The 14,783-nt window shown below is 72.3% G+C and carries 18 protein-coding genes and 1 pseudogene; 12 read left to right on the top strand and 7 right to left on the bottom strand.

Features of this window, described 5'->3' with window-relative positions:
* Positions 1 to 36 precede the first annotated feature (36 nt).
* Together ABZ990_RS08030 and ABZ990_RS08025 are read left to right on the top strand one after the other, a co-directional pair.
* Positions 37 to 588, top strand: a complete 552-nt coding sequence (locus ABZ990_RS08030; RefSeq protein WP_361227070.1) for a BLIP family protein — start codon at positions 37 to 39, stop codon at positions 586 to 588.
* Positions 589 to 698: 110 nt separating this feature from the next.
* Positions 699 to 1,463 (top strand): alpha/beta hydrolase, encoded by a 765-nt coding sequence (locus ABZ990_RS08025; RefSeq protein ID WP_361227067.1) that lies wholly within the window; start codon positions 699 to 701, stop codon positions 1,461 to 1,463.
* A gap of 101 nt (positions 1,464 to 1,564) precedes the next feature.
* On the opposite strand, the gene ABZ990_RS08020 is transcribed toward ABZ990_RS08025, so the two are convergent.
* The gene (locus tag ABZ990_RS08020) at positions 1,565 to 2,899 is read right to left on the bottom strand and encodes a glutamate-1-semialdehyde 2,1-aminomutase (RefSeq protein WP_361227064.1); all 1,335 of its coding nucleotides are present in this window, start codon (positions 2,897 to 2,899) and stop codon (positions 1,565 to 1,567) included.
* Positions 2,900 to 3,172: 273 nt separating this feature from the next.
* On the opposite strand from ABZ990_RS08020, the gene ABZ990_RS08015 reads away from it, so the two are divergent.
* Complete coding sequence (locus tag ABZ990_RS08015) at positions 3,173 to 3,916, top strand: SDR family oxidoreductase (RefSeq protein WP_361227543.1); 744 nt, start codon at positions 3,173 to 3,175, stop codon at positions 3,914 to 3,916.
* A 24-nt stretch (positions 3,917 to 3,940) separates the two neighbouring features.
* On the opposite strand, the pseudogene ABZ990_RS08010 reads toward ABZ990_RS08015, so the two are convergent.
* Together ABZ990_RS08010 and ABZ990_RS08005 are read right to left on the bottom strand one after the other, a co-directional pair.
* Positions 3,941 to 4,465, bottom strand: a pseudogene (locus ABZ990_RS08010) (DUF6309 family protein); the annotation flags it as partial.
* The gene (locus ABZ990_RS08005; RefSeq protein ID WP_361227061.1) at positions 4,462 to 5,337 is read right to left on the bottom strand and encodes a phytanoyl-CoA dioxygenase family protein; all 876 of its coding nucleotides are present in this window, start codon (positions 5,335 to 5,337) and stop codon (positions 4,462 to 4,464) included. The gene ABZ990_RS08005 and the pseudogene ABZ990_RS08010, both read right to left, overlap by 4 nt.
* 327 nt (positions 5,338 to 5,664) lie before the next feature.
* Here ABZ990_RS08005 and htpX point away from each other — a divergent pair, with 327 nt between their 5' ends.
* From htpX to ABZ990_RS07990, 3 genes are all read left to right on the top strand, one after another.
* Positions 5,665 to 6,597: a zinc metalloprotease HtpX gene (gene htpX, locus ABZ990_RS08000; protein WP_361227058.1), complete on the top strand. Its 933-nt coding sequence runs from the start codon at positions 5,665 to 5,667 to the stop codon at positions 6,595 to 6,597.
* 90 nt (positions 6,598 to 6,687) lie between these two features.
* Positions 6,688 to 7,314, top strand: coding sequence for a hypothetical protein (locus tag ABZ990_RS07995; protein ID WP_361227055.1), 627 nt, complete (start codon positions 6,688 to 6,690; stop codon positions 7,312 to 7,314).
* A gap of 145 nt (positions 7,315 to 7,459) precedes the next feature.
* A complete protein-coding gene (locus ABZ990_RS07990; protein ID WP_361227052.1) occupies positions 7,460 to 7,948 on the top strand; it encodes a DUF6344 domain-containing protein in 489 nt (162 codons plus the stop codon).
* Positions 7,949 to 8,625: 677 nt separating this feature from the next.
* Here the strand turns inward: ABZ990_RS07990 and ABZ990_RS07985 are convergent.
* Entirely contained in the window at positions 8,626 to 9,309 is a 684-nt protein-coding gene (locus ABZ990_RS07985; protein WP_361227049.1) for a DUF5324 family protein, read from the bottom strand.
* 169 nt (positions 9,310 to 9,478) lie between these two features.
* Between ABZ990_RS07985 and ABZ990_RS07980 the strand changes: the two genes are divergently transcribed.
* Together ABZ990_RS07980 and ABZ990_RS07975 are read left to right on the top strand one after the other, a co-directional pair.
* The gene (locus ABZ990_RS07980) at positions 9,479 to 10,006 is read left to right on the top strand and encodes a peptidylprolyl isomerase (RefSeq protein WP_361227046.1); all 528 of its coding nucleotides are present in this window, start codon (positions 9,479 to 9,481) and stop codon (positions 10,004 to 10,006) included.
* A 194-nt stretch (positions 10,007 to 10,200) separates the two neighbouring features.
* Positions 10,201 to 11,067, top strand: coding sequence for a rhomboid family intramembrane serine protease (locus tag ABZ990_RS07975; RefSeq protein ID WP_361227043.1), 867 nt, complete (start codon positions 10,201 to 10,203; stop codon positions 11,065 to 11,067).
* A 327-nt stretch (positions 11,068 to 11,394) separates the two neighbouring features.
* On the opposite strand, the gene crgA is transcribed toward ABZ990_RS07975, so the two are convergent.
* Positions 11,395 to 11,652 carry a cell division protein CrgA gene (gene crgA / locus ABZ990_RS07970; RefSeq protein WP_361227040.1) on the bottom strand — a complete coding sequence of 86 codons (258 nt, stop codon included), beginning with the start codon at positions 11,650 to 11,652 and terminating at the stop codon, positions 11,395 to 11,397.
* Positions 11,653 to 11,802: 150 nt separating this feature from the next.
* On the opposite strand from crgA, the gene ABZ990_RS07965 reads away from it, so the two are divergent.
* The 4 genes from ABZ990_RS07965 to ABZ990_RS07950 all read left to right on the top strand — a co-directional run bounded on the left by ABZ990_RS07965 (position 11,803) and on the right by ABZ990_RS07950 (position 14,209).
* Complete coding sequence (locus ABZ990_RS07965) at positions 11,803 to 12,594, top strand: DUF881 domain-containing protein (protein WP_361227037.1); 792 nt, start codon at positions 11,803 to 11,805, stop codon at positions 12,592 to 12,594.
* A 52-nt stretch (positions 12,595 to 12,646) separates the two neighbouring features.
* A complete protein-coding gene (locus tag ABZ990_RS07960; protein WP_361227034.1) occupies positions 12,647 to 13,348 on the top strand; it encodes a class E sortase in 702 nt (233 codons plus the stop codon).
* A gap of 64 nt (positions 13,349 to 13,412) precedes the next feature.
* Positions 13,413 to 13,574 carry a hypothetical protein gene (locus ABZ990_RS07955; RefSeq protein WP_361227031.1) on the top strand — a complete coding sequence of 54 codons (162 nt, stop codon included), beginning with the start codon at positions 13,413 to 13,415 and terminating at the stop codon, positions 13,572 to 13,574.
* Positions 13,571 to 14,209, top strand: a complete 639-nt coding sequence (locus ABZ990_RS07950) for an aminodeoxychorismate/anthranilate synthase component II (protein WP_361227028.1) — start codon at positions 13,571 to 13,573, stop codon at positions 14,207 to 14,209. The genes ABZ990_RS07955 and ABZ990_RS07950 overlap by 4 nt, the downstream gene beginning before the upstream one ends.
* 169 nt (positions 14,210 to 14,378) lie before the next feature.
* Here ABZ990_RS07950 and ABZ990_RS07945 read toward each other — a convergent pair whose 3' ends face one another.
* Positions 14,379 to 14,522 (bottom strand): hypothetical protein, encoded by a 144-nt coding sequence (locus tag ABZ990_RS07945; protein ID WP_361227025.1) that lies wholly within the window; start codon positions 14,520 to 14,522, stop codon positions 14,379 to 14,381.
* Between the two features lie 45 nt (positions 14,523 to 14,567).
* A partial coding sequence (locus ABZ990_RS07940; RefSeq protein ID WP_361227022.1) for a hypothetical protein occupies positions 14,568 to 14,783 on the bottom strand: 216 nt, incomplete at its 5' end.

Genomic DNA, 14,783 nt, shown 5'->3' with positions numbered 1-14,783 from the left:
GCGCGGAACTTACGGACGGCGGTGGCGAGCGCGGCGGTGAGCGCTGCGGCGCTCGGCACGGTGCTCGCCGGTGCCACGGGGGCCGAGGCGCGTACGGACGAGGCATTTTTCACGGCCGAGAAGTACGCCGCGGTGGCGTTCGGTACGAGCAAGGCGGACGTGTGGCAGCAGCTCGGCGGCCCGCAGTCGCCGAAGCCCGGTTCGTCCGCCGGCTGGTGCTCGGACAACGGCACGGACATCCAGTGCTTCACGAAGTCCGCCGACAACGCGCCGTACGGCACCTTCTCGTTCAAGAAGGGCGTGCTGTACAGCAAGCAGCACGAGTTCCTGTACGAGCCGAAGACACCGTCTATCACTCTCGCCCAGTTCAACCAGGTGAAGTCGGGGATGACCGAGGCGCAGCTGTGGTCTTACGTGTCGCCGGACTCGTGCGTGCAAAGGCAGGAGGCGTACCCGAACTGGCCCGCCACGACCGGGCACGAGGTGACCTACTTCTGCCGGCAGGAGCCGTACGTCGGCGGGTCGAACGCGAGGTTCGTGCTGACCGACGGCGCCATCACCGCCAAGTACCAGTACTACCTCACCTGAACCTGACCGCCCGCCGGGACCGGACCAACCCCGAAAACAGCGCATTCATTCGGAATCCGTGAGTACGCTCCTTTCTCCGTACCCATCAGGACTTCAGGGGGGAACAAGCTGTGCGCAACGCCATCGTGACGGCCGAAGGCGACCGGATCCGCTGGGTCGAGCTGCCGGGCCGGGAGCCCGTCCGTGTCTACGTCCACGGGCTGGGCGCGACCTCGCCCGCCTACTTCACCCAGGCCGCCGTCCACCCGCTCCTCGCCGGGCACCGCTCCCTTCTGATCGACCTGCTCGGCCACGGCCACAGCGACCGGCCGACGGGCTTCGGCTACACCCTGGAGGACCATGCCGACGCCCTCGCCGCGGCGCTCACCGCCGCCGACGTCAGCGGTGCCGAGCTGATCGCGCACAGCATGGGCGGCTCCGTGGCCATCGTCCTGGCCTCCCGGCACCCGCACCTGGTGTCCCGGCTCGTCCTGGTCGACGCCAACCTCGACCCGCTCCCGCGCGTGCCCGGGGCCGCCGGCAGCAGCGGTATCGCCGCGTACACCGAGGAGGAGTTCCTGGACGGCGGCTGGGCCGAGGTACGCGACCGGGTCGGCGCCCACTGGTGGTCCACCATGCGCCTGGCCGGCCGCGAAGCCCTGCACCGCAGCGCCACGCACCTCGTCGCCGGGACCGTTCCCACCATGCGCGAGCTGCTGCTCGACCTGAAGGTCCCCCGGACCTTCCTGCTGCCCGAGGCCGACGGGCCGCTCCCGGGCGCCGACGAGCTCCGCGCCGCCGGGGTGTCCGTCGTGGCGATCCCGGACTGCGGGCACAACATCATGCTCGACAACCCGCGCGACTTCGCCCACGCCACCGCCGACGCGCTCGCGTAGCGACGGCGGAGCCCGCCCCGAGCCCGCGCCCTCCGCGCCCGGCCCCGCGCCCCGACCCCGGTACGAATCGGGGCCGGGGCCGAGGCCCGTGGCGCGGGCCGTCACAGGACGCCGAACGCCTCCGTCACCGCCTCGCAGGTCGCGTCGAGTTCGTCGTCCGTCACCGTCGCCGCGACGAACCAGCAGGCCATGCCGTACGCGTTGCTGTGCACCCCGCGTTCCAGGAGCGCGTGGCGGAAGGTGTCGTAGCGGGCCTGGTCGACGTGGAGCAGATCGCGGTACTGCCGGGTCGGCGCCCCGTCGGGGGTGAACACCACCTGGAACATGGCGCCGACGCCCTGGACCGCGCAGGGGACGCGCCGGTCGCGGGCGGCGCGTTCGATCGACTCCATGATGCGCCGGCCGCTCTCGTCGATCCGCTTACCGACCTCGGGCGTCCGCAGATGGCGCAGCGTGACCAGGGCCGAAGTGGCGCACAGCGGGGAGGCGTTGTAGGTGCCGCCGTGCTTGACGCGCCCCTCGGCCAGCGGCTCCATGACCTCCCGCCGGCCCGCGAAGGCGGCGATCGGCAGTCCGCCGCCCAGCGCCTTGGAGAAGACGGCGAGGTCCGGTTCGACTCCGAACATGGTCTGCGCGCCGCCGGGGCCGGTGCGGAAGCCGGTGCAGACCTCGTCGAAGACGAGGACGATCCCGCGTTTCACGCACTCCTCGCGCAGAAGGCCGAGGAAACCGGGCGCGGGCATGGTGCAGGCGTTGTTGGCGACGATCGGCTCGCAGATCACGGCAGCCAGTTCGCCGCGGTGGGCGTCGAGCAGGGCGCGCAGCGCGGCCGGGTCGTTCCACGGGCAGACGACGACGTCGCCGGTGACCCCCTCCGGGATGCCGGGGGAGTGCGGGACGGCGTGCGGGGCCTCGTAGGGGCCCGCGTCCGCGAGACCGGGGCGGTTCGAGATCGCCAGGGTGTCGGACCAACCATGGTAGTGGCCCTCGAACTTGAGGATCTTGTCGCGTCCCGTGTACCCGCGGGCGGCCCGTACCGCTCCCTGCACCGCCTCGCTGCCCGAGTTGGCGAACCGGACGAGGTCCGCGCAGGGCACCATCTCCCGTATCAGCTCGGCGAGTTCGACCTCGGGTGTGTTGCAGGTGCCGAACATCGTGCCGGTGCGCAGGACATCGCTCAGGGCCTCGGTGAGGGCGGGATGGGCATGGCCCAGGATCGCGCTGCCGTAGGAGATCAGATAGTCGATGTATCCATTGCCGTCGACATCGGTGATGCGGGCGCCGGAGCCGCTCGCCATGTACAGCGGATAGGGGTGCGGACCGGTCGAGGTCAGCCGGGACGAGGAACTGATGCCGCCGGCCAGGGACGCCTTGGCCCGGTCGAACCAGTCCCGGCTGCCACCGGTGCCGTTCAGCGTAGGGATACGGCCATTCATGTGCGGCTCCTGTTTGGGTGAGGGGGCCCGGGGCACGCTCGGAGGGCTCCGCGGAGCGCCGCGGGCGCGGGGCGGGAGAACCCGCCGGACGGGGTCGGGGAGAGAGCGGGAGGGGTGGACGTGACGGAGGATGCGGCGAGGCGTGCGGACGCGGCCGGTTCGGGCGCGGACGCGTGGCCGGGCACGGACTTACGGACGGACTCGGGCGCGGGTACGGGCACGGGCTTACGTACGGACTCGGGCGCGAGTACGGCCACGGGCACGGACGCGCGGTTGCGTACCGCCGTCGTGACCGGCGCCGGCAGCGGCATCGGGCGGGCCTGCGCGCTCGGCCTGCTGGCGGACGGCTGGACGGTGGTCCTGGTGGGCCGCCGCAAGGACCCGCTGGAGGAGACGGCGGCGCTCGCCCCGGCCGCCGACCGGGAACGGGTGCTCGCCCTCCCGGCGGACATCACCGACGAGCGGGCCGTGGACGAGCTGTTCGCGGCGGTGACGGACCGGTTCGGCCGGCTCGACCTGCTGTTCAACAATGCCGCCGACACCATGCCGTACCTCCCCACCGAGGACGTCGGACTCGCGGACTGGCACCGGGTGATGGACTCCATCGCCACCGGCACCTTCCTGTGCTCGCGGGCCGCGTTCCGGGTCATGAAGCGGCAGACACCGCGCGGCGGGCGGATCATCAACAACGGCGCGCCCTCCGCCCAGGTGCCCCGCCCGGACTCGGTCGCGTTCACCGCGGCCAAGCACGCGGTGGCCGGGCTCACCCGTTCGCTGTCGCTGGACGGCCGCCGCCACGGCATCGCGTGCGGCCAGATCGACATCGGCAACGTCACCCCGCACGACCGTCCGCAGCCGGAGGTCCTCCAGGCCGACGGGTCACGGCGGGCCGAACCGACCATGGACATGCGCCACGTCGTCGACATGGTGCGGGCCATGGCCGCCCTGCCGCCCGCCGTGAACGTCCAGTCCGTCCTGGTCATGCCGAGCGCCATGCCGTACGTCGGCCGAGGCTAGTCCCGGATCCGGCGGCGGGCCCGCCGGAACCGCGGGGCCCGCCACGTACGCCTCGAACCAGGTGCCGGGCACCAGCAGCCCGGCACCGGCCCAGGCGAGCATCCGGTGCAGTCCGTCCAGATGGATCAGGCCCTCGCGGACGAGGAGCCCGTCGTAGTCGACGCCAGGGACGGGCCGGGTGCTCAGATACAGCGGCAGCCGCGGCGCACCACTCTGACGGGCGAGTTTGAACGCGCACATCGGATTGGATCGGCCGTACGTCGTGCCCAGCGCCGCGAGCCGGCCTGCCGCCTCGGCCACGGTGAGCCCGGTCTTCGGGACGAGTTCCACCTCCCCGGCCTCGCCCAGGTGCCAGGGCAGCACCACCCGGGCCAGCTCCGGGCCCTCGATCAGGGTCCGGCGCCACCGCTCGCCGAATTCCGCCCGGGCCTCGCGGAGGTGCCGTTCGGCCTCGTCGTCGGTGTCGGCGGGGTCGGCCGGGTCGTGGCGGTGGTCCCGGGAGAAGCGGTCGAAGACCGCCTCGAAGGAGACCGTTTCCAGGGTTCTCACGCGTCGCGCCTCTCCGTCGTCCGTTCCTTCGCCGGTTCCACGGCCTGATACGGGCCGAAGTGCCGTTCCGCGAACAGTTCGGGCCGCCCGGCGTCCAGCCCGCGGGCCCGCCCCACGGCCAGCACATGCCGCCAGTACGGCTTGACCGGCGGCCAGAGCGTGCCGGTACGGCAGTACGAGGCGTCGACCATGTAGCGCGCCCCGGCGTCCGCCGCCGGTTCGGGCGCCGCCCGGCGGGCATGGAAGAGCGCCGAGTGCACGAGGACGGTGGAGCCGGGCGGCAGGCGGTCGACGGTCACCTCGCCGGGCAGCACGCCCGTCCCCAGGTGGTCGCGGGCGTCCTTCTCGGCGATCTCGCGGTGCGAGCCCGGCAGCAGGGCCAGGGCGCCCCACTCGGGCCGCAGCCCGCGCAGGTAGTGCAGGGCGTGGACCATGGGGAGGCGCCGGTCGCGCTGGGGCCGCTGCTCGTAGTCGTGGTGCCAGTTCTTGCCCGCGCCGCCGATCGGCCGGCGGTCGCTGTGCAGATGGTGGAAGACGAAGGAGTCCCCCAGCAGGCCGGGGTGGGCGAGCAGCCGGAGCAGCGGCGGGTGGACGGCGAGTTCGCCGTGCGCCTCCAGATCCAGTTCGACCACCGGGGGCGGTGCCGGGTCGCCGCGCAGACAGGCGTCGATGGAGTCGCGGCGCCAGCCGGCGTCGACCCACTTGTCGGCCTCCGGGAGAAGCCGGTCGACGAGACCGGGCGGGAGGAAACCGGGCAGGACGAGGAAACCGTCCTCGGCGAAACGTTTCGCCGATAAGTCGGCCCCGTCGGAATCTTCGGCCTCGTTGGCCTCGTTGGTCCCACCGGCGGCGGGGGTGCTGACGTCTGTCACCTTTTCGAACCTCCCGGTTGGCTCGGGTGTCACCTCACGGATGCCACCGTGCTCGGGCGTTTCTATCCCCGGTCGGCCTATGACATGCCCAGGACATGATGAATGGCCGGATTCGCACGCTTGTGCGTGTCAAGAGCGCTTTCGGTTGGCATATGCCACCCCGTGTAGCCCCCTCACGGACCCGCGCGGCCCCCCGGCCACCTCCCGCGAAGCGCCCCCACACGACCCGCCCGACCTGCGAAGACATCCACCACGGCGGTTTGTCGCGTACGGAGCGGCGCGGGCGCACACTGGCAGGAGGGGGCAGGCTCGGAAGAGGTGCTCGGTATGGCCAGGACACCGGGGACGACCGGACGCGGCGCGCACTCGCGCTACGCCCCGGACCGGGGACTCTCGACCCGGATGGCGACGACGATGTTCCTGATCGGACTGCTGTACGTGGTCTTCGTCGGCGTCCTGATGGTGCTGCTGCGCGGCTCCTGGCCGCTGATCCTGCTGGTCGCGGGCGGGCTGTTCATCGCGCAGTTCTGGTTCAGCGACAAGATCGCCGCCCGGGGCATGGGCGCCCGCGAGGTCACCCGGGAGGAGGCGCCCGAACTGCACGGCACCGTGGACCGGATCTGCGCACTCGCCGACATGCCCAAGCCGAAGGTGGCGATCTCGAACAGCGACGTGCCCAACGCCTTCGCCACCGGCCGGGGCGAGAAGACGGCGCTGGTCTGCGTCACCACCGGACTGCTGCGCCGCCTCGGACCGGAGGAGCTGGAAGGCGTCCTCGCGCACGAGATGTCGCATGTGGCCCACCGCGATGTCGCGGTGATGACGATCGCCTCGTTCCTCGGCGTGCTCGCCGGCATGATGACCCGCGTCGCGCTCTACAGCGGCCTCGGCCGGGGCCGCGACCCCGGCACGGCCGCCGTCATGGTCCTCGTCCCGCTGGTCAGCGGCGCGGTCTACGTACTGAGCTTCCTGCTGACCCGGGTGCTGTCCCGCTACCGCGAACTGGCCGCGGACCGGGCCGCCGCGCTGCTCACCGGCCGGCCGTCGGCGCTCGCCTCCGCGCTCACCAAGGTGACCGGCGACATGTCCCGGATCCCGACCCAGGACCTGCGCAAGGCGGAGCCGTACAACGCCTTCTGGTTCGCGCCCGCCTTCTCCTCGAAGGAGAGCCTGAGCCGGCTGCTGGCCACCCACCCCACCCTGGAGCAGCGGCTCGACCAGCTCGCCCGGATCTCGGCGCAGCTCGGCGACGCGGCCTGATCCGCCACGAGGCATATGCCATCCCGGCCCCGAAATCCCCTTGGACCGGCGGCGCCCTCACCCCACCCGACGCGAGCGAAAGCAGGGCCCATGGGACTCCTCGACACCATCCTCGGGCGCAGCAAGCCGGTCCGGCCCGATCTCGACCGGCTGTTCGCGCTCCCGGGCGCCGCGCTCACCCTGGAGGCGGGCACCGGTTACGTGCCGACCGGGGCCGGGTCCGTCTGTTTCGCGGGAGTGGAGGGCGGGGCGTTCACCCGGCTGAAGGAGGACGTACGGCAGCTGCTCGACGTGGACGAACGGCTGGGGGCGGCACCGGTCGCGTTCAGCCAGGACGCGTACGGCTACACCTGGCTCGCCGCCCGCCGTTCCGCCGACGACCTGATCACGCTGGTCAACGATCTGCACGCGGTCAACAGCCTGCTGGAGGAGGCCGGCTTCGGACCCCAGCTGCTCTGCTCGCTGACCGTGTTCCACGCGGAGGGTACCGAGCGCGGGGGCAGCCCGCTCGGTCACGACCTGGCCCTCGTCTATCTCTACAAACGCGGCACCTTCTACCCCTTCGCCCCCCGCTCCGACGGCACGGAGTCCCGGGACAACACCCTGGAATTGCAGGTCAGAGGGCTGCTGGCGGGGGACCTCGCGATGGAGCCGGAGCTGGAGCGCTGGTTCCCCGTCTGGGGCGCCCCAGGGCTGGGCGAGGCGGACCGGGACTGAGCCGGTCGGGTGGTGTTCATCAGAAGAACTGCGCGGCAACGGCGTCGTTCCGGACATTCCGGCTGCGCGTCCCCATGATGAGGGACGTACGAAAAACACGCAATTCGGAATGAACCATCCGAGAACGTACCGAAAGTGAGGGGTCATGGCCGCTGCCAAGCAGTTCTGGACCGCCTTCGTCTCCGTCCTCTTCGCCCTCCTCGCCTCCCTGGGCCTCGCCACCCCCGCCACCGCGCGCGGCGAGCAGCCGGCCCCCACGGGCGACCGCGCCCCCGGCACGCCCGCCACCGCCTCCGGCGCCCGCTCGGGAGCGGCCGGACCGGCGGCCGAGTCGCCCGGCGGATCCACACCCGGGTCCGCGCCGGCGTCCGGCTCCGGGTCCGTACGCGTCCCCGCCCAGCGGACCGCCTCCACGCACGCGTACTCCGGCGCCAAGAAGGCTCTGCCACCCACCCTCAAGCAGCGCATCCGCGCCGAGGCACACGGCTCCTCCCCCTCCGTCCGCCATCTGCGGGCCGACGTCCACGCCCCGGTCAGCGCCGATCTGGCCCATCTGACCGACCAGACCGAGGAGACGAGCCCGGCGCCCGCGACGCGCAACGCGAACGCGGCGAAGTCCGCGACGGCCGCGTAGGGCAGGGCGGTGATTCCTCCGCCCCGCCCCGCTTCGGACGACGCCCGCACGCATGCGCGGCCCGGCGGTCCACGGCCCCGGGGACACGTCCCACGGCCCGCGGTTCACGCCTTCCGGTTCCCGCCCGTCTCGCGCTTCACCCCTTCGGCTGACGCGCACCGGCCGGAACACCCCGCCTCACCTGACGGTCCGGCCCCTTCGCCGTACGCGTCGCACTCCTCGTACACCTCGCACGCGTCGCGGTCTTCGTACCCGTCGCACGCGGCCCGCTCGCACAGCCGGCGCGATCCACGCCTCCCGGCCCGTGCCCTCCCGCTGACGAGTCCCGGCCCCCGGCTCACGGCCCTCGGACCTACGGACTCCCGGCCCGCAGCCCCACGGCCCGCAGCCGCAGAGCCCGCGGCCCTCCGGTCGACGGCCCCACGGCACCTCGCCCCGCAGTCCACAGCCCCACGGCACCCGGCCTCACGCACCACCACCCCCAGCGGCTCGCGCGCACGCGGCGCCGAGGCGGGGGCGACGCCGGCAGCCGTACGCACCACCACCCCGCGCCACCCGTACCACCCGCGCCACTCGCACGACCCGCGGCCCACGCCTCCGGCACCGACCCCGGCACCGACCCCGGCACCGGCATCGGCACCGGCACCGCTATCGGCACCGGCATCGGTCCCCGTGGCTCAGCGGCGCCTCTCGTCGCGTGCCCGGTCCTCCGCCTCCGCCTCGGCCCTGGCCTTCTCGACCCGCGTCTCCAGATCGTTCCCCTCGTCCGCATCCCGCTCGTCCACATCGGTGGGCGCGGGCGGCTCGACCAGCCAGTCGGGGTTGGCCTGCGCGTCCCACCACCGCCAGGCGGCGTAGACGCCGCCGGCCAGCAGACCCAGGATCAGTACGCGTTTGGCGAAGCGCCCGGTACAGGCGCGGCGCTCGTTCCTCCGTACGATCCGCTCGATGTCCTTCGGCGTCACCTGTCCGCGCAGTACGGCCAGGGCGGCGGCCGAACGCGACCCGGCCTCCTCCAGGACGGGACCGGTCGCGGCGACCGCGTGCTCGACACGCGGGACGGTGTAGTCGGTCGCCTGCCGGGCGGCCTTGCGGGTCATGGCCAGCGCACGCTGCGCGGCCTCGTCGACCTGCGGCGGTACATGCGGTGCGACCAGTGCGTCGTACTGCTGACGCGCCTGAGTACGGGCCTGTGAAGCGGCCCGCGAGACCTTCGGGGCGAGCTTGACGCGCGCGTCCCGCGCGGTGCACTGCGCGTAGTGGACGGCCTGATCCGCGTACGGCGCCACCGCGTCCGCGGCGTGCATGACGCTCTCCTTCGCCGAATCCTTCGCGGCGCGCACGCTGTCCATGCGGTTCACGGGATCCCTCCTCGATCATCCTCGGTGGCAGTCGGTTTTCGCCTATCCATCCCTTTCGGAATCATGCATGTCCGTCCGCGCTCCGGCATGCGGGGCGGGCATCCGGGGCATGCGGGCATGCGAGGATGCCGACCGACCAGGATGCCGAAGCAGTGGAGGACGACGGGCCGTGGCCGGACAGCAGTACGCGACGCTGAAGACCAGCAAGGGGGACATCGAGGTCCGGCTGATGCCGTTCCACGCCCCGAAGACGGTCCGGAACTTCACCGAGCTCGCCCAGGGCGAGCGCGAGTGGACGCACCCGGCGACGGGCGAGGTGTCCACGGCCCCGCTCTACGACGGCACGGTCTTCCACCGGGTGATCAAGGGCTTCATGATCCAGGGCGGCGACCCGCTCGGGAACGGCACGGGCAACCCGGGCTACGAGTTCGCCGACGAGTTCCACCCCGAGCTGTTCTTCGACCGGCCCTACCTGCTCGCCATGGCCAACGCCGGCCCGAACACCAACGGCTCGCAGTTCTTCATCACGGTCGGCGCGGCCACCTGGCTCAACCGCAAGCACACGATCTTCGGCGAGGTCGTCGGCGCGGAGAGCAAGAAGGTCGTGGACGCGATCGCCGCCCTGGAGACCAACCCGCGCACCGAGCGCCCGGTCGAGGACGTCGTCCTGCACACGGTGGTCGTCGAGACCCGCTGATCGCAACGCGCTGATCGAGACCCGCTGAGCGAGAAGCGCCGATCGCCACCCGCTGACCGAAACCCGCTGGTCAGCGGCGCGCAGGAACCTTGAGCCCCGCCCGTCCGTCAGGAGGAGGGCGGGGTGGCGCGCGGGCCCGGTCCGCCACGCCCCGCACGCCCGCACCCGTACCACCCGCCCTCGGGAGGACCCTCATGGACGTGCAGTCCGGTCTGCCGCGCTGCTCCCGGCACCCCGATGTCGAGACCGGCATCCGCTGCACCCGCTGCGAGCAGCCGGTCTGCCCGTCGTGCATGATCCCGGCGTCCGTCGGCTTCCAGTGCCCCGACTGCGTCCGGGGCGGCTCCGGCACCGGGCACGCCCCCGGCGCGAATCAGCCGAGGACGCTCGTCGGCGGCCGGCTGCGGACGGACGGCCGGGCGGTCACCAAGGTCCTCATGGCGGTCAACCTCGCCCTGTTCCTGGCGGTGCACACGGCCGGCGACCGGCTGGTGGACCGGCTGGACCTGATCGGGCACGCGTACTACCCGGTGCTCGGCGAGGTCGTGGGCGTCGCCGAGGGCGAGTGGTACCGGCTGTTCACCTCGATGTTCCTGCACCAGGACCTGGTCCACTTCCTCTTCAACATGATGGGGCTGTGGGTGATCGGCGGGATCGTCGAACCGGAGCTGGGGCGCGGCCGCTTCGCCGCGCTCTCGCTGCTGTCCGGTCTCTCCGGTTCGGCCCTGGTCTATCTCCTCGCCCCGCCGAACCAGCCCTCGCTCGGGGCCTCCGGGATGGTCTACGGCCTGCTCGGCGCGTGGGCGGTGCTGGCCCGGTACCGGCGTTCCGACATGCGGCCGGTCGTGGTCTTCCTGGGCCTGAACCTGCTCATCACGTTCACCCGGCCGGACATCTCCTGGGAGGCGCACGTCGGCGGCCTGGTGGCGGGCGTCCTGCTGACGGCCGCCATGGTGTACGCGCCCCGGGCCCGGCGGGAGTTGGTCCAGTACGGGGCGTGCGCGCTGGTGCTGTTGAGCGTCCTGGGGATGGTGCTGGTCCGGACGGCCGTCCTCCTCTGAGGGCACCGGGCGGGCGGCGAGCGGCCCGCGAACGGCCCGCGAACAGCCCTGGGAAAACGTGCGCGGGGATGCGCTGCGGCGCAAGCTTTCCCCAGAGTTATCCACAGTGTGTGGTGGCCGGGTTACTTTGATCGGGACATGCCTGAGCCCCTCGTCTCTGACCAGCAGTGATGCTTCAGAGGCGAGGGGCTTTGGCGTGTCCACAGTCAGGGGTGGCCGGGCATCCCGCAGTCGTACCGGCGTCAACCTGGTGTGAGTTATCCACAGATCTTCGTAAGTTATCCAGTGCTGTGCACAACACTGTGGATAACTATGCGGTGGGAAGTGTCACTTCCACTGCGTGGAGACACCGAAGCCGGCGGCGATGAAGCCGAAACCGACCACGATGTTCCAGTTCTTGATCGACTGGACCGGCAGCGTGCCGTCGGTGACATAGAAGACCACGATCCACACCAGGCCGATGGCGAACAGCGCCAGCATCACCGGGGCCACCCAGCTGCGATTGGTCAGCTTGATGGTCGCGGCCTGCTTCGCGGCGGGCGGCGGCGTGTAGTCGGCCTTCTTGCGGATCCGTGACTTCGGCACGAGGGACTCTCCTGTCGATGCGCTGCGTGACCGCGCAGGGGACTGTGACGGGCGCCGGCGGAACGTACGGAAGCGACGAAGCGGACCGCGGCGTCCCCCGGGCGTCCGTTAGCGTAGTGGTTCCGCGGCACCGAAGGGGATCAGGGTACGTTGAGCAATTCAGCCGACACTCCCGCCGGCACTCCCGCGGGCGCTCCCGCGGGGCCGGGACGAAGCCTCAGGTGGCGCCCGGTCCGGGTGCTGACCGCCGCCGTCTTCGCGCTCGCCGGGCTGATCTTCGTGACCAGCTTCAACACCGCCAAGGGCACCAACCTCCGCACCGACGCGTCCTTGCTGCGGCTCTCCGACCTGATCGAGGAACGCAGCCACAAGAACGCCGGCCTCGACGAGTCCGCCGCCGCCCTGCGCCATCAGGTCGACTCCCTCGCCGCCCGCGACAACGGCTCCGGCGGCGCCCAGGACAAGCGGCTCGGCGCCCTGGAGGACGCCGCCGGAACCTCCGAGATCTCCGGCACCGGTCTGACGGTCACCCTCAACGACGCCCCGCCGAACGCCCAGGCCGCCCCCGGCTACCCCGAGCCGCAGGCCAACGACCTGGTCATCCACCAGCAGGACCTCCAGGCCGTCGTCAACGCGCTGTGGCAGGGCGGCGCCCAGGGCATCGAGGTCATGGACCAGCGGCTCATCTCCACCAGCGCCGTGCGCTGCGTCGGCAACACCCTGATCCTCCAGGGCCGCGTCTACTCCCCGCCCTACAAGATCACCGCCGTAGGCGACCGGGACCGGCTGAGCAAGGCCCTCACCGACTCCCCCGCGATCCAGAACTACCGGCTGTACGTGAAGGCGTACGGACTCGGCTGGAAAGTCGACGAGCACAAGGCGATGACTCTGCCCGGCTACTCGGGCACAGTGGACCTCCACTACGCGAAGCCCGTGAGCTGACGGCGCCGCCCGGCCGTCCGCCCCGCCTCGGGCCGACCACCCGGGAGGTCCGGTGGCAGCCCGCCTGGTGATCCGTACCCTCAGCGAGCTGTGCGTCACCGCCGGCGCCCTGATCGTGCTCTTCGTCGGCTACCTCCTGTACTGGACGGGCGTCCAGGCCGACGGCGCCGCCGCCGGCCGGCTCGACGGCCTCCAGCGGGAATGGGCGGACCGCCCCCTCGCCCCCGACCCCGCGCCCGCGACCACCCCCGCTCCCGACGAGCAGGCGGCCCCCGCCCCGTACGCCGACGGCAAGGGCTTCGCCGTCATGTACGTCCCCCGCTTCGGCCGCGACTGGGAGTGGCCCGTCCTGGAGGGCACCCGGCCCGGAGTCCTCGCCGAGGGCCTCGGCCACTACCCCGGCACCGCCCGCCTCGGCCGGACCGGCAACTTCTCCGTCGCCGGCCACCGCCGCACCCACGGCGACCCCTTCAAGGACGTCCCCCGGCTGCGCCCCGGCGACGCCGTCGTCCTCACCGACGGCACGACCTGGTTCACGTACCGCGTCGACCGCGCCCCGTACCGGACCGTCCCCACCGACACCGGAGTCGTCGATCCGGTCCCTGGGAAATCCGGCTTCACCGGCCCCGGCCGCTATCTCACCCTCACCACCTGCGACCCCGAATGGGGCAGCAGTCACCGGCTGGTGGTCTGGGCGCATCTGGACGCCACCAGGCCGGTCTCGGACGGCCGGCCACGGGCTTTGGACAGCTGACCCCCCAGCGCCCCCGCGACCCGTACTCTGGTCCCCGTAACGAACGGAAGGGGCGTCGGACGTCATGTACGGATGGATCTGGCGGCATCTGCCGGGCAACGCCTGGGTGAAGGCGCTGATCTCGGTCGTGCTGGTCCTCGCGGTCGTCTACGGGCTCTTCCAGTACGTGTTCCCTTGGGCGGAGCCGCTGCTTCCGTTCAACGACGTGACGGTGGACGGTCAGTGAGCGCGCGCATTCTCGTCGTCGACAACTACGACAGCTTCGTCTTCAACCTCGTGCAGTACCTCTACCAGCTCGGTGCCGAGTGCGAGGTGCGCCGCAACGACGAGGTGGAGCTGTCGCACGCTCAGGACGGGTTCGACGGCGTCCTGCTCTCGCCCGGTCCCGGCACGCCCGAACAGGCCGGAATCTGCGTCGACATGGTGCGCCACTGCGCCGCCACCGGGGTGCCCGTCTTCGGCGTCTGCCTCGGCATGCAGTCGATGGCCGTCGCCTACGGCGGTGTGGTCGACCGCGCGCCCGAACTGCTGCACGGCAAGACCTCGCCGGTCACCCACGAGGGCAAGGGCGTCTTCGCCGGGCTGCCCTCGCCCTTCATCGCCACCCGCTACCACTCGCTGGCCGCCGAGCCGGCCGCGCTGCCGGCCGACCTCGAGGTCACCGCGCGCACCGAGGACGGCATCATCATGGGGCTGCGCCACCGGGAACTGCCCGTCGAGGGCGTGCAGTTCCACCCCGAGTCGGTGCTCACCGAGCACGGCCACCTGATGCTCGCCAACTGGCTGGAGCGGTGCGGCGACGCGGGAGCGGTGGCGCGGTCGACGGGACTCGCGCCGGTGGTGGGCAAGGCCGTCGCGTGACGGCCGGGTCGCCGTGGTTCCGGGCGACGAATCAGCCGGAGGACGGGGAGCCCGAGCCGGCACCGCCCGCGTACGGGGCCCACACGGCCCCCTACGGGGCGGCACAGGCCCACCAGGCCCCCTCGGGCCACCTCGATGCCCACGGCCCGTCCCAGGCGCCTCAGGCGCCTCAGGAGGCCCACGGGGCCCCGTACGAGCCGGTGTTCCCGGGCGGCGGGTACGAGACGTCGCCGTACGCGGCCACCCAGGCGTACGAACCGGTGCGGCCGTACGGCGCCGCGCAGGCCCACACCTCCGGTCCGGCATATGACACGACGCGGGGCTCCGAGGCCACTCAGGCATATGCGGCCGTGCCGGCCTATGACACCCCGGGCGCACCGGCCGAACCCGCCGCCCCCGCACCCGTACCCGCCCCCATGCCGGCTCCGGTGCCCGCTCCCGCACCGCCTCCCACTCCCGTCCCCACCCCGGCCCCCGCGCCGGCGCACGGCTCACCCTGGCCGCCGGCGACTCGTTCCTCGACGCGGACCTGCTGCTCGCCGCCGACTGCGCCTGGCGGCCCGGCCACGGCGAA

Source organism: Streptomyces sp. NPDC046203 (genome assembly GCF_040646255.1).
Taxonomy (GTDB): Bacteria; Actinomycetota; Actinomycetes; order Streptomycetales; family Streptomycetaceae; genus Streptomyces.
The sequence above is the reverse complement of the archived record's forward strand: the minus strand, read 5'-3'. Positions and strand labels throughout refer to the sequence as shown.